Raw genomic sequence first — 17,331 nt, forward strand, 5'->3', positions numbered from 1 at the left:
CTCACTTGGCGTCTCCATGATCAACAGATCCGCCGTTTATGAGACACTCTGAGGTGCCCCGAAGCTTCCGGACAGGGACCCAATAGGGTTGTCCTGTCAAGGAAACGAGGAAGCACGAAGTGGCGCCACCCAGTAAGTACACCCCGGAGTTCCGTGAGGAAGCTGTCCGGGTCGCACTCCAGTCCAGTAGGACCATCTCTGAGACGGCCCGCGAGCTCGAATTGAACCCGGAGACGCTCCGGGGCTGGGTGAAGAAGTACCAGAAGCAGAACGAGCCAGCGGCAGGTTCGCCGTTGACGCTAGATGAGCGGGCACGCCTGAAGGAACAGGACCGGCGTATCCGTGAACTGGAGATGGAGAACGTCTTCCTGAAAAAATGCGCGGCGTACTTCGCGAAGGATCCCCGGTAGCGAGCAGGTACGAGTTCATCGAAACGATGCGGCTCGACACCACGGAGTACGCGCATCCCGTCGAGTTCATGTGTGAACGGCTCGACGTGTCCAAGTCCGGCTACTACGAATGGCGGAACCGCCCGGATTCTGCCACAGCCCAGCGGCGCGAGGAATTGAAACTGCTCATCAAGAAGGCATTCGACATGTCGGACAGCACCTACGGATACCGGCGCGTCCACGCCCAGCTCGTCCGCTGGGGCCGCCCCGCCGGCCTGGAGCTGGTCCGCCTGCTGATGCGTGAGCTGGGTCTGGTGCCCTGCCAGCCCGAGCCGAAGCGGTGGTCGCTCACCCAGGCCGCAGCCAGCGACGTGCCGGACCTTGTCAGCCGGAACTTCACCGCCGACGCGCCCGGCGAAAAACTCGTCGGCGACATAACCTACGTAAAAACCGGAGAAGGATGGCTTTATCTCGCGACCGTCATCGACTGCTGCACGAAGGAAGTCATCGGCTACGCGATGGACGACCACTACCAAACTCCTCTCATATCCCAGGCCATCCGCAACGCGGCGCGGAACAGGAAACTCGCCGACGGTGCAATATTCCACTCCGATCGCGGATCGAACTACATGTCCGCCGAGTTCGCGGCGACGCTGAAACGGTTCGGACTCCGCCGGTCATCCGGACGTACCGGCGTCTGCTGGGATAACGCGATGGCGGAATCATTCTTCGGCGCTCTGAAGAACGAGCGGGTTTCCCGCGTGACGTACCCGACCCGAGAGGACGCCCGACAGGACATCACCCGATACATCGAACTCTGGTACAATCACAAACGCCTCCACTCGGCTGTCGGATACCGCCCACCGCGAGAAGTTCACGCCGAATACATGGAGTTTCGTATAGCCGCGTGAAATAAACTGTCAGATCACTGTCCGGAAAATGCGAGGCCCCTCACTCCCCACCCGGCAGGTGCGCTTTGGCCGCGTCCTTGAGCCCATTGCGCAGGGCGTCGTCGCCCACCCGGCGCGAGGACCCGTCGGCGTTCTTGCGCTCGGAGGGGAACAGCGGGGCGCCAGGGCGGGTGTGGTCGTCGTCGAACCGGCCCCAGACGTCCTCGATGAACCACCGAAGGGTCCGGCCGGCGCCGTTGATCAGCGGCACCATCCGCTCGCGCGGGCCCGAGCCGCGGGCGCCCTTGCCGTGGCGGACGTGGGGCTTGCCGAAGCGGCCCAGGTCCCACTTGATGTCATCCAGGTCGAGCCCGCACGCCTCGCTCACTCGCAGGCCGACCTGGGACAGCAGCTTCGAGGCGGTGTAGTTCCTGGCGGTAGGAGCGAACTTGCGGCAGGTAGCCAGCTCGCCGCCCCAGCCGGTGAAGAGCGCCCCGACCTCCGGCTCGCTCGGTGGAATCCGCAGCTGGGCGTCCTTCGCGCCGCGCGGCTTGTTCATCTCGTCGATCGGGCACTCGATGACCCGGCCGGTCATCCGGTGCAGTTCGACCTTGTGCCGCAGCTCCAGAAACATGAAGTACGTGCTCAGCGCCTGGGACCGGGCCAGCCGGGTGCCGCTCGGCGAGCCGCGCAACACCTTCCCGAAGTACGCGTCGGCGTCGGCCGGCTCCATATCCCACAGCGGTCGGCCGAACCAGGTCCTGATCGGTCCAGGTGCCCGACATCCCCGCGGATCGTGCCGTCCGCCAGTCCTGCCGAGGCGCGTGCGAGGACGAACCCAGACAGTGCGTCGGTCTCGAACTGCTCCAGTTCCTGTGCCGACGCGGGCGCCCAGTACTCGCACAGGTCCCGTACAACTGCCAGCGCCGCCAACCCGAGCCCCCTCACCTTCAGCCCGACTGCGGATCGGTCGGACACGGTGAGAACGCTTCAAGAATCCCGAAGTTACGTCACGCGACCACAGAGCACTCGAAGGAGGAAGAACCCCCTGGCCACAGGGTCAGAGACTCAGCGAGGCTCAGAAGAACTCACGGGATGTCGCACATCCGTCGGTGTTCGGCCGACCGATCTCTGCACGGGCGGGCCGCACGGCCCTCGTACATGGCCTCACCGACCGCGCCGCCCTGGTCGCCCTTTTCGCCCCCTCGCCCCGGCTTCGCAGGACAGCGACCGGTTTCCCCGTCCCAACCCCACTTTCCACGCCGGCGGCATCCCCACGTCGCGATGTCCTCGTTCACCTGGGATGCTTGCCACGCCCGGAAACGTCCAGCCCTTCGGCAACGTTCTGTCTCGCGGGAGCCCGGTCCCGTACGAATGCCGGCGTGCCAGTGCCCGTCCCCTGGCCCCAGGCGTCGCCCGCGTCTCCGGGCCAGGGACTTTTCAGGGACTTTCAGCGCTGCCCGAGGGGGTTCCGAGGGACTTTCCACCGCCCGAAGCGGCAAGCGGCTGACAGCCGAGAAAGGTCCCCGACGCGCAGGTCGGAGGGCCTTTGCGGTGCCGCTGGGGGGGCGGAGGCCCCGGTGGTGGCAGACGAGTCGGGCTGTACGCCGGGTTCTGTGCCCCGGGGCCTCGCGGTCGTCGGGGCGACGGCCATCCATCTAGGACTGCCGTTGCCGGCAGCCTCGTGCGGTCTACCCGCGGACTCGGGCGGGCAGCCCTCGGACGTCCGCGCGGGCGCCGTATCGCTACGGCGCCCTCTTGACCTTGCTCCAGGTGGGGTTTACCTAGCTGCCCAGGTCGCCCTGGGCACTGGTGGTCTCTTACACCACCGTTTCACCCTTACCGGCGGCCGAGGCCGCCGGCGGTCTGTTTTCTGTGGCACTGTCCCGCGGGTCACCCCGGGTGGGCGTTACCCACCACCCTGCCCTGTGGAGCCCGGACGTTCCTCGGCGGGTCCCGTGAGGGATCCGACGCGGCCGTCCGCCCGGCTCGTCTGCCGTGCCGCCCATCTTAGGGGTCGCCCGCAGACGGCGCGAACAGCGGCTTCGCCGGTACGCGTCAGTGCGGGAGGGTACGGGACGCGGCGGGCCGGGCCGTAGGCTGCGGGGTGAGAGTCAGCCGGAGTCCCGAGGAGAATGCCGTGCTCGTCCTGTTGCCGCCGTCGGAGGGCAAGGCCACCGCGGTACGCGGTCGGCCGGTGGCGCTCGAGACGCTGTCGCTGCCGGGGCTGACGGCGGCGCGGGCGGCCGTACTGGACGAGCTGGTCGAGCTGTGCGCGGCCGACGCGGACAAGGCGGCCGCGGTGCTGGGGCTGAGCCCGGGGCTGCGCGGCGAGGTCGCCAGGAACGCGGGGCTGCGGACGGCGCCCGCGCTGCCGGCGGGCGAGCTGTACACCGGGGTGCTCTACGACGCGCTCGGCCTGTCCACCCTGGAGGCCGCCGCCCGCCGCCGGGCCCGGCAGTCGCTGCTGGTCTTCTCCGGGCTGTGGGGGGCGGTCCGGCTGACCGACCGGGTGCCGGCGTACCGCTGCTCGATGGCGGTACGGCTGCCGGGCGCGGGCGGGCTGGCGGCCTACTGGAAGCCGTTCATGGACGAGGTGCTGCCCGAGGCGGCGGGTGACGGCCTGGTCCTGGACCTGCGCTCCGCCGCCTACGCGGCCGCGTGGAAGCCGCGCGGCGAGCTGGCCGGGCGTACGGCGACGGTCCGCGTGCTCCAGGTGGCGGTGGTGGACGGCGTCGAACGGCGCAGCGTGGTGAGCCACTTCAACAAGGCGACGAAGGGCCGCCTGGTCCGGGCCCTGCTCACCTCCGGCGCCCGGCCCCGGACCCCCGCGGCCCTGGCGGGCACCCTGCGGGACCTCGGCTTCACGGTGGAGGAGGGGACGGCCGGCCGGCTGGACGTGCTGGTCCGGGACCTCCACTAGCGCCCCGGGGCGCCGCGCGCCCACAGACCGGCACCCCGCATCGCCCGGCACCCGGCACCCGGCACCCGGCACCCGGCACCCGGCACCCGGCACCCGGCACCCGGCACCCGGCACCCGGCACCCGGCACCCGGCGGACCGTACGCCCCGCAGACGCCGCACCTCCGCGGACCCGCGCCCCGCGAAGCCCGCGCCCGCCAGATCGCGCCCCCACAGACCCGCACCCCGCACCCCGCGGACCCCGTCCCCCCGCGCCGGCCGTCCGGGGCCCCGGAACCCGCCCCGGGCTCCCCCGCACCGCCCCCGGCCGCCCGCTCACGGGGACGCAAAGACCGTCGTACCGACGACGGTCTCCACCGCCACCCGCTCCCCGCCCTCATCCGCAGCAGCAGATCGACAGCCGTCTCCGCGAGCCGCCGCGGGTCCTGCACGACGGTGGCGCGGAAGGGCGCGGCGCCGGACCTGATAGTGGCGGGCGCGTCGGGCGTCCCGTCGACCCCCACGATGAACAGGGCCGGGTACCTGCTCCCGCACGCCTCGTGCTCCCGTACCGCGTCGACCGCGCCCAGCGCCATTTCGTCGTTGGTGCAGAAGACGGCATCCAGGTCGCCGCCGCGGCGGCGCAGGCCGCGCAGGTGGCGGTCGACGACGTCCCGGGCGCCTTCCCGGCTGAAGCCGCCCCGCGTGCTGAGCTCGATCCGCGCCAGCGGCGCCGCCTCGCGCATCGTGACCACGAACGCCTCGTGGCGGGCGACCTGTTCGTCGGCGCCCACCGCCAGGACGGACGGCCGCTCCTTGCCGTCGGCGAGCAGGTCCCCGGCCGTCCACCGCGCCGCCCGCTCGCCGATGTCCTCGGGGCTGCAGCCGATGAACACCGCGTCGGCGGGGTAGTCGGCGCGGTCGGTGAAGGGGCGGATGTCGACGAGGACGACCGGCAGCCGGATCGTCCGGCGGAACTCCGCCAGTTCCTGGCGTACGGCGGCGGGCCGTGAGGCGACGATCTGTCCTCCCGCGTACGAACTCCGCCTTTTCTTCAACGCGTTCAGCTGGAGCGGCTGGCTGCGACCGGTGAAGTCGTGGGCCTGTGGCTTGACGACGAGGTCGACGGCGTGCCGTTCGAACGATCGCACGGTCGCGTCGAGCAGCCCGGCGAGGAACCGGGTCTGCGCGAACGACGAGATGACGAAGAACACTTCCCGCGCGCCGCGGGGGAGGCGGCGTGCGGCGAGGAAGGTGCCCGCCGCCAGCAGGAGAGCGGCGGCGAAGGCGGCGCCCAGCAGCCAGCCGGGGACGGGTGTGTTCCAGTGCGCCGCCGCGAGCGCCGCCGTGCTGCCGCCCGCGGCCAGGACCGCGCCGCTCGCCGACGACACCGCGATGTCGGTGAGCAGGGCGCCGGGTAAGCGCCACCGTTCGCTCGATTCCGTCCTCCGGAGCGCCCAAGGGAGTAGGACCGCCGCGGCTCCCGCCCGTGCCGGCGGGGGTCCGGGGGCCCAGGCCAGCGTACTGAACACGGCCGGGGGCCGCCGGGCCGTTCTCCGGGGACCGGGCGCTTCCCGGACGCCACCGGCGCGGGTGTTCGGCGGCCACCGGGCCCCGGGAACACGTCGTCGTTGCATCCCGCGCAACGCCCGTTGCAGGAGTCGGGTCCGCCCGGCGAGGATGAGGCCATGACCTCCGTGCTCGATCTCGCCCCCGTCATCCCGGTGATCGTCCTGGAGGACGCGGCCGACGCCGTACCGCTGGCCCGCGCCCTGGTGGCCGGCGGGCTGCCGGTGATCGAGATCACGCTGCGTACGGGGGCCGCGCTGGAGGCGATCGAGGCCATCGCGCAGCACGTGCCGGACGCGCTGGTCGGCGCCGGTACGGTGCTCGGGCCGGACCAGGTGGCCGCCGCGGGGGCGGCCGGGGCACGGTTCCTGATCAGTCCCGGGTGGACCGACCGGCTGCTGGACGCGATGCGCGGCTCCGGGCTGCCGTTCCTGCCGGGGGTCAGCACCGCCTCCGAGGCACTGGGGCTGCTCGAACGCGGCGTCACCGACATGAAGTTCTTCCCCGCGGAGGCCGCAGGCGGTACCGCGTACCTGCGGTCGCTGGCCTCCCCGCTCCCCCGGGCCCGGTTCTGCCCGACCGGCGGCATCGACGCGGCCCGCGCGCCGCGGTATCTCGCCCTGCCCAACGTGCCCTGCGTGGGCGGCACCTGGATGGTCCCGCAGCGCGCCCTGCGCGAGCACGCCTGGCAGGAGATCGCCGAACTCGCGCGCGGCGCCGCCGCGTTGGCCGGTTAGCGTCCCCTTTCCGGTTCCATCCGGGCCGCGTTCAGCGTCTCCCCCACGGTCACGTCGATGATCCGGTCCCGGTCGGCCGGATCCGGCGCGGGCACGTCCGACCGGTCGAGTTCCTGCCGTACGTGCCGCACGAGCGCCTCCGGCGGCGGCGCCGCGGTCTGCCGCCGCAGCGTGGCGTACGCGGCCAGCGCCAGGTTGGCGACGCTCACCAGCAGCTCGCCCCACTGCGCCGCGTCCACGTCCCGCTCCACGTCCTGCTCGGGCCGGGCCGCCACCTCCCTTTGGTAGAGCGCGGTGTCGACGTCCTCCACCAGGTGGGGGCGCTGCGGGGTGACCAGTCGGCGGGCCACCGCGCGGGCGACCAGGGCTACGGGATCGTCGGTCATGAGGGCTCTCCTGTCAGGGGGGATCGGTCGGCGTCGGACGGGGCTTCGGGGCGCGGGTGCGCGGGTACGTGCGGTCGTGCGCGCGTACGCCGCGGAAGAGGGGGCCCCGGTGGCGGACTTTCCGGGGCGGGCGTCGGCACTGACGCGGCCGACGGTCGGGCGGGGAACTGGAACCGGCCCGGGGCGGTCCCGGCGGCCGGGCGCGGGAACGGCACAGCGCCCGTCCAGGAAGAGACCCGCACCGGCCCGCCGGGCCGTAAGTCCGCCAGCAGTCGCTCTGCCACGCCGCGCTCCCCAGCGCTCAGGACCGTGGACTGCGAGGATATGCACTGCGGCCCGGTTCCGGCCCCGCTCGCGCGGGAATTCCCGGCCCGGCACGGCGAATCGGCGCCCCGCACCGCCGAGGCGCCACCCGTCGGGCTCCGGAGCCGGTGGCCGGAAAGGCCCGCCGGGCCGCCCGACCGGCGAAACCCGCGGCCCCCGCCCGGGACACCCCTACGGCCACCGGATCGGACCCGTCCCGCCACCAGCCCCGTTCGCCCGCCCCCTCCCCCGCGGCCCCCGGCCCGTCCAGTGCCCCGCCCGCGAAACCCGGGGCACCCGCACCGCACCGCCGCCCGCACCCCGCCCGCGAAACCCGCGGCACCCGCACCGCCGCCCGCACCCCGCACCCCGCAGGAAGCCTTCAGCCCCGCAGGTGCCCCGTGTCGTTGTACGACCGCAGCGACGTGCGGCCGTCGCCGAAGTAGGCCACGGCGGACAGCGCCGCCGGGTCCAGGTGCATCCGGAAGAGGGCCTCGTCCGGGGCGCCCAGCGCGAGCCGCACCAGCGTCTTGATCGGGGTCACGTGGCTGACCAGCAGCACCGTACGGCCGGCGTGGGCGGCCAGCAGTCCGTCCCGGGCAAGGGCGACCCGCTCGCTGACGGCCCCGAAGCTCTCGCCGCCCGGCGGGGCGGCGGTCGGCGAGGCCAGCCAGCCGGCCATCTCGTCGGGGAAGCGGGCCCGTACCTCCGCGGAGGTGAGCCCGTCCCAGATGCCGAAGTCCGTTTCGCGCAGCCCCGCGTCAAGGGAGACGTCCAGCCCGAGCAGCTCGGCCGACGCGGCGGCCGTCTCCTGGCAGCGCCGCAGCGGGGAGCTGACCACGGCCGAGATGTCGCCGCGGGCCGCCAGCGCATCGGCCGCTCGGGCGGCCTGCCACCGGCCCCGCTCGGACAGCGCGGGGTCGCTGCCGCCGCTGCCGGAGAAGCGGCGCTGCCCGGTGAGCACCGTCTCGCCGTGCCGCAGCAGCACGAATGTCGTCGTCTCGAACGAGGGACCGGCCACCGCGGCGGCCCCTACAGCCCGGAGTCCGCGGTGCGCACCAGGATGCGGCGGCAGTTCTCGCAGCGCACCACGGTGCCGGCGGGCGCCGCCCGTACGTCGTTCAGCTCGGTGATGTTGAGTTCGAGCCGGCAGCCCTCGCACCGCTTCTGGTAGAGGCGGGCCGCGCCGATGCCGCCCTGCTGGGAGCGCAGCTTGTCGTACAGCTTGAGCAGGTCGTCGGGCACGCCCGCGGCGAGCTCCTCGCGCTCCTTGGCGATGGTGAAGCCCTCCGCGTCCAGGCTCCGCAGCGCCGCCGCCTTGCGCTGCTCGGCCTCGGCGACCTTCGCTTCGAGGGATTCGACCCGGCCGGTGAACTCCGCGCCGCGCTCCTGGGCGCTCTCCCGGCGCTCCATGATCTCCAGGACCACGTCCTCCAGGTCGGACTGCCGCTTGGCGAGCGAGGCCAGCTCGCGCTGGAGGTTCTCCAGGTCCTTGGGGGAGGTGAGCACGCCGGAGTCCAGCCGCTGCTGGTCGCGGACCGCGCGCTGCCGTACCAGGTCGACGTCCTGCTCGGCCTTGGTCTGCTCGCGTGCGGTGTCGCTCTCCTCGGTGGTGGCCGCGACCAGCAGGTCGCGCAGCTGGGTGAGGTCGGCGTTGAGGCGTTCCAGCTCGGCGTGCTCGGGCAGGTTCCTGCGCTTGTGGTCCAGCTGCGCGATACGCGAGTCGAGGGCCTGGACTTCGAGGAGGCGGATCTGGTCGGCGGGCGCGGCGTTCAGCGGGGGGCTCCTGAGCTGGAAGGGACGGGGGAAGACGGTGCGTGCGCGGTCCACGGGTCGGTGACCGCGCCGGAGACGTAGGTGCGCAGCGCCCAGCCGTGCCGGTCCGAGATCTCGTCGAGCTGCCCGGCGGCCTGCTCGCACCAGGGCCATTCGGTGGCCCAGTGGGCGGCGTCGACCAGCGCGGGGGCGCCGGTCTGCCGGGCCTCGGAGGCGGGGTGGTGGCGGAGGTCGGCGGTGACGAAGACGTCCACGCCGGCCGCCCGCACCTCGGCGAACAGGCTGTCGCCGGAGCCGCCGCAGACCGCGACGGTACGCACCGGGGTGTCGGGGTCGCCCGCGATCCGCAGTCCGGCGGCGGTACGCGGCAGCCCGCGGGCGGCCTGCTCGACGAAGGCGGCGAGGGTGAGCGGGGCGAGCGGCTCGCAGATCCGACCGAGGCCGCGGCGGCCGGCTGGATCGGCCGGGTCGGGTACCAGGGGGCCGGTCACCCGCAGGTCCAGGGCGGCGGCGAGCGCGTCGGAGACGCCGGGGTCGGCGCGGTCGGCGTTGGTGTGCGCGACGAGCAGCGCGACGCCGTTGCGGATCAGGTCGTGCACGACGCGGCCCTTGAAGCCGGCCGGGCCGACGGGCGCGACCGTGGTCGTACCGCGCAGGTAGAGGGGGTGGTGGGTGACCAGCAGGTCGGCGCCGAGCCGCACCGCCTCGTCCACGACCTCCCGCACGGGGTCGACGGCGAACAGCACCCGCGTCACCGGGGCGGCGGGGTCGCCGCAGACCAGGCCGACGGCGTCCCAGGACTCGGCGAGCGCGGGGGGCCAGAGGGCGTCGAGGGCGGCGGTGACGTCGAAGAGGGTGGGCGGTGGCGCGGACACAGGCACGTAGCGAAGGTTACCCGGCCGACCGGGGCCGCCGGGCTGGCCGGGTCGGGCCGGCGACCCGTGGAGCACAGATGCCCCTGACCTGCGGCGAAATCGGTGGAACTGCCATCCTTACGGGTGAACCGCACCCACTCGCACTGATCGTCCGCAAGTATGAAAACTATGGTCGTGCGGAGGAGGTGGAGATCTCATATGACCGCTGGTGCTTTGGATCATCCCCCGGCCGACCCCGCGCCGCGCGGGTCGGGCTGTACGACGGCCGCGGACGGCTCCTGCGCGGCGCGCCTCGCGGACGCGGCGAAGACCGGTGGGGAGACGGGGGCTGCCGCCGAACCGGTACGGGAGGCGGGCGCCCCCGCCGAACCGGTACGGGAAGCGGAGGGTGCCGCGGAACCGGTACGGGAAACGGGCGCCGCCGCCGAACCGGTACGGGAAACGGGCGCCGCCGCCGAACCGGTACGGGAAACGGGCGCCGCCGCCGAACCGGTACGGGGGCCGGGGGCGGAAGGTGGCGGTCGGCCCGCCGGGCGCCGGGCGCTCGCCGTACTCCCCTTGCAGCAGGCCCCGTTGGCCGCCGCACAGGTCCGGTGAGCGGCATGGCCGAGCGGACGCGTGTCACGCCGGGCGTCCGGCCGGGGGCGCGTCCGGGTTTCCAACTGCCCGCCGCCACCAGGTCGTTCCGGGTGCCCCGGCCACCGGTCGGCGGGGTGCTCCCGCAGGTGGCGCCCGCGGTCCGGGCGGAGGTCGCCGGCGTGCCCGGAAAACAGCGGACACGCCGGGCGGGGGCAACCTTCGGCGCGGGCACCCCGTCAGTAGACTCGCCCGCAGTCGCGAGCCTGGGCGCCCGAGGTGACCGACGCCAACTGGCGTACCCACCACACGGGTTCACCCTCTTCGCGCGTTTCCGGCGCAAGCCGGCCCGCCGTTCACCGGGAACGGCCGCACCGTCACAGGGGATCACGGGGAGACCGCACATGTCCGAATCAACCATGCCCGATCACGCGGCCCAGAGCACCGCAGGCCGCCACCGCGGACCGGCCTCGGCCGACGAGGCCGAGCGCGCCGACAAGGCCCACCAGCCGCACGGCAAGCACCGCCGCCCGTCCGAGGACTGACCTACCGGCCGTCGGCCGCAGCGCCCGCCGCTCCCTCCCCGGCTGGGGGGAACCGGCGGGCGCCGCCGTTGCGCCACCGCCACCGGGACGGGGACGGGGACGGGGACGGGGACGGGGACGGGGACGGGGAGGGGACCGGGATCAGGTGCGGGACCGGGTGTGGGCCGCCCCCGCCGTCGCCGTGCCCGCCGCTCCCCCGGCACCCCCGCAAAACCCCCGCTACCCCCGGGAAAGCGGCAGCCGCACCGCCGGCGGGAGCGGCGCCGGGACCGGGTCCGCCCGGAAGGACTGGAGCATCAGGGCGGCGAAGCGGCGAGAGGCCGCCAGCCGCATCTCGGGGGACTCCGCGCGGATGCCCTCGTTCGCCGTCAGCGCCAGGCTGATGTCCTCCACCACGAAATCCCCCCGCAGCGGCCCCGCCTCCTTCGCGCGCCGTACCAGTTCGAGCAGCAGCCGCAGCGTACGGTCGCGGTCCGCGGTGAGGTCGACCGCGTCGGGAGGCGGCGAGGTGAAGGCGCGGGCGAAGCCGCGGTCCAGGGCGTGCACCGCCATCAGCTTCTCGATCACCAGGCAGAACCCGCGCCACGGGTCGGCCGCCGCCAGGCCCTCCGTCACGATCGCCGAGCAGGAGGCCATCTGCTCGGCGAACGCCTCGTTCAGCAGCGCTTCCTTCGTCCGGAAGTGCCGGTAGACGGTCGCGACGCCGACCCCCGCGCGCCGGGCGATCTCCCGGATCGGTATGTCGAGGCCCTCGGCGGCGAAGGCCGCGCGGGCGACCACGAGGATGCGGTCGAGGTTGTCGCGGGCATCCGAGCGGAGCTTTGTCACCACTTGCGTCGTCACCTCTCTCACTTGAGCCAACCGGACGGGGTGCTCCGTTACGGTCCGGCCCACGAGAGCGATCCAGTTCACCGAGTACGGTCCGCCCGGCGTCGTGCACGTCGCCGAGGTGCCGGAGCCGCACGCCGGGCCGGGCACCGTCCGCGTCGCCGTACGGGCCTCCGGGATCTCGCCCGGCGAGACGTACATCCGCGCCGGCACGCTGCGTGACGTCGTGCCCATGACCTTCCCGTACCGGACCGGGTTCGACGCCGCGGGCGTGGTCGACGAGGCCGGCGACGGCGTCACGGGCACAGCGGTCGGCGACGAGGTGTTCGGCATGACCGGTACGGCGGCGCGCGGCGCCAACGCGGACTTCGCGGTCCTCACCGCGTGGGCGCCCAAACCGGCGGCGTGGAGCTGGCAGGAGGCGGGCGGCGCGGCCGGCGGCGTGGAGACGGCTACCCGGGTCCTGGACCGGCTGGCGGTCGCCCCCGGGCAGACCGTGCTGGTGCGGGGCGCGGCCGGCGCGGTGGGCAGCGTCGCCGTCCAGCTCGCGGCGGCCCGCGGCGCCACCGTCATCGGTACAGCGAGCCCGTCCAACCACGACTTCCTGCGGTCCCTCGGCGCCGAGCCGACGACGTACGGGACGGGGCTGGCGGCACGGGTCCGCGCGCTGGCGCCGGCCGGAGTGGACGCGGTCTTCGACTGCGCCGGCGGGGCGCTGCCCGACCTCGTCGCCATCGCCGGCGACCCGGCGCGGGTGGTGACGATCGCCGACTTCACCGCGGCGGCCCACGGCGTCCACCTGTCGTACGGAGTGCCGGCCGACGACACCACCGCCGCCCTGAGAGCCCCCGCCGACCCGCTGGCGCTGCACAACCTCACCCTCGCCGTCACACTCGCCGCCGAGGGCCGACTGCGGGTCCCGGTCGCGGCGGCCTTCCCCTTCCCCCAGGCGGCAGCCGCACCCGAGCTGAGCGAGAGCCGGCACGCGCGGGCGAAGATCGTGCTGATGAACTGAGGGGGGCCGGGGCCGGGGCCGGCCAGGGCCCCGGCCGCCGGCCGCGGGCGTGCTGCCGCTGGATGACGCGGGGGGCCTCCGGGTTCCGGCGGGCGCCCCGGGGGTGGTCGCCCGGAACGCGTGCTACTGCGCGAAGCCGCCCGATCCTCGCGTCGCGCCGCCGCCCACTCCGACAGCGGTTCGTCGTCCATCCCGGTCTTTTACGGTTCGGCGCCTGCTCTCCAGGAGGGTAACCGGCTGGGCGGCCCGACCACCCCGATGCCACTCAAGCGAGGCGGTGCTCCCGGCGCAGCGGCGCCTTGCCCCCGATCCGGTACGTGTCCGGGCCGGCGGGGACCCGAAGCGGACACCGGGCGGCGCCACGACGCGCCAACGGGCGTCACCGCCGGTGGGAGACCCCCAGCTCGATGAGGTAGCGCCTGGTCACCCTGCCGTCGTGACGCCCGTCGATCAGGTCCGCGATGGCCGCCAGCAGGCCGCGCCGGGCTGCTTCCGGAAGGGCCCGGTGGCCCGAGTAGGTCCGCAGTAGATCCAGGTACTCCGGCGTGGTGTACGTGAGGTCCCGCTCGTAGCGGCGGAAGACGGTGGGGCCGAAGCGGCCGCTTCGCGCCACCTCCTCGGCATGGTCCGCGTTGCTGACATCGTCGGCCGCGGGAGGCCGCAGGCCGGGCGGTGTCTCCGGGTCGAAGCGCTCGTAGCAGCGCTGGACCTCGATGAAGAACTCCTCGGTACCGCCCCTGACATGCTGGGTGCGCACCACGGCGAGCGCCCCGCCGGGACGCAGGGCATCGGCGGCTTTGGACGCTCGCACCGCCGGGTCAATCCAGTGGAACGCGGTCGCGGCGAGAACCGTGTCGAACGGCTCCGCCGGCAGCGGCCAGTCCTCGAATGCGGCCGTCACCACCTCCACCGCCGGGAAGTCGGCCAGCTTGCGGCGGGCGACCGCGGCCATGTGCGGTCCCGCCTCGACGGCCGTGATCCGGCAGCCCCGGTCGGCCAGGGGGACCGTGGCCTGGCCGGTTCCGCAGCCCACCTCCAGTACGCGACTGCCGGGACGGGCGCCCGCGAGTTCCGCGAGGTCGTCGTACAGCCGTGGCGGATATCCCGGCCTGGCCCGGTCGTACAGTTCCGCGTCCTCGTCGAACGTCCGTCCCAGACGCTCCCGCCGGGACGCCTCGGGATGGTCGTCACGTCGCGAAGGCATGCTGATGTCGGGCATGCGGTGCAGGCTATGCGATGTCCGCCCGCCCAGTCCCGCCGTTTTGGCCGGACGGGCGCGCGGCAGGGGCGGCGGGATCGGGCAGGCGTCCGCTCCCGTGGGAGCCGAGGGCCGGAGCACCTGTGCGGATCGGCGTTACGGATGAGCTGTACGCCGGGGCGGCCGGTCAGGACCGGTTGGCGACGCCTTCCCGGAGCTGATCGGCGGCGGGTGCCTGCTATGTCAGGCGGGTAACGATCCCGGCGGCCCGGCCGCCCCGATGCCGTTCAGGCGAGGCGGTGCTCCCAGCGCAGCGACGGGCTGTCCCCGATCCGGTACGTGTGCGAAGCGGCGGTGACCTGGAGCCGCACGGTGTCGATGTCGGGACTGCCCGCGCCCTGCCACGCGACGAGGGCTTCCTCGACGGCGTCCCACAGGGCCACGGGGCCGCCCTGCCGGACCGTCCAGCCGAGGCCGGCAGCGGTGAACTGGGCGAAGGACTCGCGCTCCGGGTCGAAGAGGTACAGAAGTCCGGTCCCGTCGCTCCGAGCGGCACGGACGAGCTGTGCGCCGGGGGCGGCGAGTTGGGCAAGGAACGCGGGCATCCAGTCGTCGAGCAGGGTGGGTGGCACCTTGGTCTGCCGCTCACTGTCCGCATAGGCCGTCCGTGCCGACAGATCACCGGCCACCGGTACGACGGCCTGGGCCCGCGCCTGCATGAACGAGGACCGGCCGATGATCCGGCCCTCGGCCGTACCGTTCCCGTCCACGGTGACTTCGGCGAGACCGGTTCCGTACGGCCAGGAGCCGACGGTGCTCAGGATGATGCCGCCGGGCCTGGTCTGCCGGACCCAGGTGTACGGGATGCGGCGCACGGCGCAGGTGGCGATCACGCGATCATACGGCGCGTTGCGGGGATACCCGAGGAGGCCGTCGCCGGTGACGGCCCACGTCGAGAAGCCCGCCGTTTCCAGCGCGGCGTCCGCGCGCTCCGCCACCCCCGGATCCACCTCGACCGTGGCCACGTTGTCCGCACCGAGGTAGTGGCACATCAGAGCCGCGGAGTAGCCGGTGCCGGTGCCGATCTCCAGTACGGTGGCCGGCCTCCAGACCAAGGCTCTCGATCATGCCGACCACGGTGGCCGGGGTGGTGGAGGAGGATGTCGGTACGCCCTCAACGAGGTCGGTTGCCTGGTCGGCGGTGAGGTGGCCGTCGAGCTGCGTGGTGAGGGTGTCGTAGCTGTACGCGATCTTCAGCCATTCCGCCGGGTCGGTATCGGCTGAGATCACCGGTCGCCATGCGTCTCCCTCGTCGAGGAACACGCCGGGCCGAAGGAACAGTTCGCGCGGTACGGCCTCGACCGCGACGCGGAGCCACGGGGACACGAGGACGCCGTTCTGCGCCAGCAACGCGGCGAGACGGCGGCGCTCGGCGGCGGAATTGTTCATGTGGCGCCTCCTTGTGTGAGGAGATCAGCGAAGGCGGCGGACATCGGAAGGCCGGTTTCCGACTCCAGCCACCCCCACTGGCCGTTCGGGTTCAGCTCCAGCCACCAGTAGTCCCCCGCCCGGTCCACGGCGAGGTCGAAGCTCCCCGACACCAGGCCGAGCCGCTCCGGGTAGGCGAGAAGCACCGCGTTCACCCGGTCGGGCAGGTGCTCCACGGCGTAGGTGAGGGCGCTGTAGTCCTTGCGCCAGTCCAGTAGGCCGGATGCGATCCGTACGGCGAATGTCCGCCGACCGACGACCAGCACGCGCAGGTCGGCGACCTTGTCCACACGGGTCTGGAACAGGTGGGGCGTCACGCGCACGCTGTCGTCGATCTCGGCGGCCGTGACCGGCTCCGCCCACCCCGTCAGCGGGACCCCGTTCCGTGCATAGGGCGTCCACCGCAGCGGCTTGTAGAGCACCTCGTCGTGGGCTCCGACGAACTCCCGTGCCTCGTCCGGGTCGTTGGTCGCCAGAGTCGGTGGCACGGCGAGACCCATCCGCTGAGCGAGGGCGAGTTGGGCAGGCTTGTAGTCGGCAGCTGCGATGCGCAGGGGGTGATTCACCCAGAGCGGGCCGTCCAAGGCGTACAGACTGCCTCCCAGTCCGTAGCGGACTTGCGCGGCGGCGAACCGGGCGTCATCAAGCTCCAGGTGGGAGAAGTCCGGCCAGTGCGGGCGGCGCCAGTACACCGCTCGGACACGGGCCAGGTCAGCGGTCCTCGACGACGTGCGTACCTGCCCGACCACGGGGGTGGGGCGGGTGCCGAACCGGGCCGAGACCGTCAGGCCGGCGCCGATGTCGGCTGGGTCGAGCCTGACCACCGGTACATTCCGCCGGTTGAGCTCGGTGATCACCATGTCGGCGGTCAGGTCGTCCGCCTCAGTGGCCACCAGGACCGGCTTCTCCTCGGCCATGTCGTCAGTCCTGCTCGGAGTCCTGGTCGTGGCCGTGGTCGTTCGCGGAGTCCGAATTCGTGGTGGTCGAGGTCTCGGTGCCCTTGCTGGTTCCGTGCTTACCCATGTCGACCACCAAGCCGGCGCGGTCGCGGAACACGCCGAGTTGGGTATCAAGGTCGATGACGACCGAAACATGCGGACGGTGAGAGGTGGTGGGGTAGGGCGCGAGCCGGCCGGCGCCCCACGGGCGGCAGGCAGTGGGCTGTTCGGCGGCGGTCGTCACTGCGTCTCCTTGAAGCGGAGCGGAAGGTGGGGCGAAACGGATGGACGGGCCTGAGAGTGCACGTCTTGAGCGTGCCGCTGAACGGCATCTGCGGGAATGACCACCTGTTGCACTTCGAGACTCCGCTCCAGCGCGTCCAGATCGAAACCGCGCACGCCCACATCCTGCTCACCGACCCGGCCACCCGCAGCAGCGGGCACGCCGTACTCGACCGGGCCTCAGCCATCGCCGCCCGATACGGCCTGAGACACCAACTGCGCAGCATCAAGTCCGTCCGCAACGGCGAGGAGTACAGGTGACCGCCCATCAGGAGGCAGCGATCAGCGACGCGGACCGGGCCGATGCCCGCACCATCTGGGACTTCCACCAGATGGGCCACGGGTTGCGGCCGTGCTCGGCCGCGATCGCTCTCGGCAGCCTCGATCTCGGCGTGGCCACCACCAGCGCCGAGCTGTACCACGCCGGCATGTTCCCGGTCGCGCCCACCGAGGGCCTTTGGAGCAACAGCCGTCGGCTGTCCGCGGTGTACGCGCTCGCTGCGCTGGGAGCGGCGGGCCTGGCTGCCGCCCCTGCCGCGACGGTCCCGGGGAGGGGCGCCTCCCGGCCGTCGCCGAGAACCGCCTGAGCAACCGCGTCACCGCCGCCGGACACTGACCCGCACTCCGCGGTGGGCC

Annotated in this window: 18 protein-coding genes, 1 other RNA gene and 2 pseudogenes; 9 read left to right on the forward strand and 12 right to left on the reverse strand. The window is 73.1% G+C overall.

The window, feature by feature from the left end:
- The first annotated feature begins 119 nt into the window (after window positions 1–119).
- A protein-coding gene (locus RLT57_RS06985; protein WP_311295281.1) for an IS3 family transposase occupies window positions 120–1,300 on the forward strand; the annotation gives its coding sequence in 2 pieces (ribosomal slippage) (window positions 120–384 and window positions 384–1,300; 1,182 coding nt in all).
- A 40-nt stretch (window positions 1,301–1,340) separates the two neighbouring features.
- Here the strand turns inward: RLT57_RS06985 and RLT57_RS06990 are convergent.
- Window positions 1,341–2,012, reverse strand: a complete 672-nt coding sequence (locus RLT57_RS06990; RefSeq protein WP_311296494.1) for a site-specific integrase — start codon at window positions 2,010–2,012, stop codon at window positions 1,341–1,343.
- An 854-nt stretch (window positions 2,013–2,866) separates the two neighbouring features.
- An RNA gene (rnpB, locus tag RLT57_RS06995) (RNase P RNA component class A) lies at window positions 2,867–3,271 on the reverse strand.
- A gap of 148 nt (window positions 3,272–3,419) precedes the next feature.
- Here rnpB and yaaA point away from each other — a divergent pair.
- Window positions 3,420–4,202 carry a peroxide stress protein YaaA gene (yaaA, locus tag RLT57_RS07000; RefSeq protein ID WP_311296495.1) on the forward strand — a complete coding sequence of 261 codons (783 nt, stop codon included), beginning with the start codon at window positions 3,420–3,422 and terminating at the stop codon, window positions 4,200–4,202.
- 396 nt (window positions 4,203–4,598) lie between these two features.
- On the opposite strand, the pseudogene RLT57_RS33270 reads toward yaaA, so the two are convergent.
- Window positions 4,599–5,393, reverse strand: a pseudogene (locus RLT57_RS33270) (substrate-binding domain-containing protein); the annotation flags it as partial.
- On the opposite strand from RLT57_RS33270, the gene RLT57_RS07010 reads away from it, so the two are divergent.
- Together RLT57_RS07010 and eda are read left to right on the forward strand one after the other, a co-directional pair.
- Window positions 5,277–5,600: a hypothetical protein gene (locus RLT57_RS07010; RefSeq protein ID WP_311296497.1), complete on the forward strand. Its 324-nt coding sequence runs from the start codon at window positions 5,277–5,279 to the stop codon at window positions 5,598–5,600. The pseudogene RLT57_RS33270 and the gene RLT57_RS07010 overlap by 117 nt on opposite strands.
- 267 nt (window positions 5,601–5,867) lie before the next feature.
- Window positions 5,868–6,485, forward strand: coding sequence for a bifunctional 4-hydroxy-2-oxoglutarate aldolase/2-dehydro-3-deoxy-phosphogluconate aldolase (gene eda, locus RLT57_RS07015; protein ID WP_311296498.1), 618 nt, complete (start codon window positions 5,868–5,870; stop codon window positions 6,483–6,485).
- On the opposite strand, the gene RLT57_RS07020 is transcribed toward eda, so the two are convergent.
- From RLT57_RS07020 to RLT57_RS07035, 4 genes are all read right to left on the reverse strand, one after another.
- A complete protein-coding gene (locus RLT57_RS07020) occupies window positions 6,482–6,871 on the reverse strand; it encodes a hypothetical protein (protein ID WP_311296499.1) in 390 nt (129 codons plus the stop codon). The two genes, eda and RLT57_RS07020, sit on opposite strands and share 4 nt — an antisense overlap.
- 685 nt (window positions 6,872–7,556) lie before the next feature.
- The gene (locus tag RLT57_RS07025) at window positions 7,557–8,195 is read right to left on the reverse strand and encodes a histidine phosphatase family protein (protein ID WP_399128197.1); all 639 of its coding nucleotides are present in this window, start codon (window positions 8,193–8,195) and stop codon (window positions 7,557–7,559) included.
- Window positions 8,196–8,206: 11 nt separating this feature from the next.
- Window positions 8,207–8,950 (reverse strand): zinc ribbon domain-containing protein, encoded by a 744-nt coding sequence (locus RLT57_RS07030; protein WP_311300611.1) that lies wholly within the window; start codon window positions 8,948–8,950, stop codon window positions 8,207–8,209.
- A complete protein-coding gene (locus RLT57_RS07035) occupies window positions 8,947–9,825 on the reverse strand; it encodes a Nif3-like dinuclear metal center hexameric protein (protein ID WP_311300612.1) in 879 nt (292 codons plus the stop codon). The genes RLT57_RS07030 and RLT57_RS07035 overlap by 4 nt, the downstream gene beginning before the upstream one ends.
- Window positions 9,826–10,023: 198 nt before the next feature.
- Between RLT57_RS07035 and RLT57_RS07040 the strand changes: the two genes are divergently transcribed.
- The gene (locus tag RLT57_RS07040) at window positions 10,024–10,422 is read left to right on the forward strand and encodes a hypothetical protein (protein WP_311296500.1); all 399 of its coding nucleotides are present in this window, start codon (window positions 10,024–10,026) and stop codon (window positions 10,420–10,422) included.
- A 383-nt stretch (window positions 10,423–10,805) separates the two neighbouring features.
- Window positions 10,806–10,946 (forward strand): hypothetical protein, encoded by a 141-nt coding sequence (locus RLT57_RS07045; RefSeq protein ID WP_311296501.1) that lies wholly within the window; start codon window positions 10,806–10,808, stop codon window positions 10,944–10,946.
- Window positions 10,947–11,165: 219 nt separating this feature from the next.
- Here RLT57_RS07045 and RLT57_RS07050 read toward each other — a convergent pair whose 3' ends face one another.
- The gene (locus RLT57_RS07050; RefSeq protein WP_311296503.1) at window positions 11,166–11,777 is read right to left on the reverse strand and encodes a TetR/AcrR family transcriptional regulator; all 612 of its coding nucleotides are present in this window, start codon (window positions 11,775–11,777) and stop codon (window positions 11,166–11,168) included.
- 70 nt (window positions 11,778–11,847) lie between these two features.
- Here RLT57_RS07050 and RLT57_RS07055 point away from each other — a divergent pair, with 70 nt between their 5' ends.
- Window positions 11,848–12,789, forward strand: a complete 942-nt coding sequence (locus RLT57_RS07055; protein WP_399129789.1) for an NADP-dependent oxidoreductase — start codon at window positions 11,848–11,850, stop codon at window positions 12,787–12,789.
- Between the two features lie 379 nt (window positions 12,790–13,168).
- On the opposite strand, the gene RLT57_RS07060 is transcribed toward RLT57_RS07055, so the two are convergent.
- The 4 genes and pseudogenes from RLT57_RS07060 to tgmA form a co-directional block, all read right to left on the reverse strand.
- Complete coding sequence (locus tag RLT57_RS07060) at window positions 13,169–14,008, reverse strand: class I SAM-dependent methyltransferase (protein ID WP_311296505.1); 840 nt, start codon at window positions 14,006–14,008, stop codon at window positions 13,169–13,171.
- Between the two features lie 266 nt (window positions 14,009–14,274).
- Window positions 14,275–15,436: pseudogene (gene tgmC, locus RLT57_RS07065) on the reverse strand (ATP-grasp peptide maturase system methyltransferase).
- On the reverse strand, window positions 15,433–16,392 hold the full coding sequence (gene tgmB / locus RLT57_RS07070) for an ATP-grasp ribosomal peptide maturase (RefSeq protein ID WP_311296506.1): 960 nt from the start codon (window positions 16,390–16,392) through the stop codon (window positions 15,433–15,435). The pseudogene tgmC and the gene tgmB overlap by 4 nt, the downstream one beginning before the upstream one ends.
- A 4-nt stretch (window positions 16,393–16,396) precedes the next feature.
- Entirely contained in the window at window positions 16,397–16,657 is a 261-nt protein-coding gene (gene tgmA / locus RLT57_RS07075; protein ID WP_311296507.1) for a putative ATP-grasp-modified RiPP, read from the reverse strand.
- Window positions 16,658–16,722: 65 nt separating this feature from the next.
- Here tgmA and RLT57_RS07080 point away from each other — a divergent pair, with 65 nt between their 5' ends.
- Both RLT57_RS07080 and RLT57_RS33275 read left to right on the forward strand, forming a co-directional pair.
- Entirely contained in the window at window positions 16,723–16,956 is a 234-nt protein-coding gene (locus RLT57_RS07080) for a hypothetical protein (RefSeq protein ID WP_311296508.1), read from the forward strand.
- Window positions 16,953–17,282, forward strand: coding sequence for a hypothetical protein (locus RLT57_RS33275; protein ID WP_399128201.1), 330 nt, complete (start codon window positions 16,953–16,955; stop codon window positions 17,280–17,282). Before RLT57_RS07080 ends, RLT57_RS33275 begins: the two co-directional genes overlap by 4 nt.
- Window positions 17,283–17,331: the final 49 nt, after the last annotated feature.

The sequence above is a fragment of the Streptomyces sp. ITFR-21 genome, from assembly GCF_031844685.1.
Classification (GTDB): Bacteria; Actinomycetota; Actinomycetes; order Streptomycetales; family Streptomycetaceae; genus Actinacidiphila.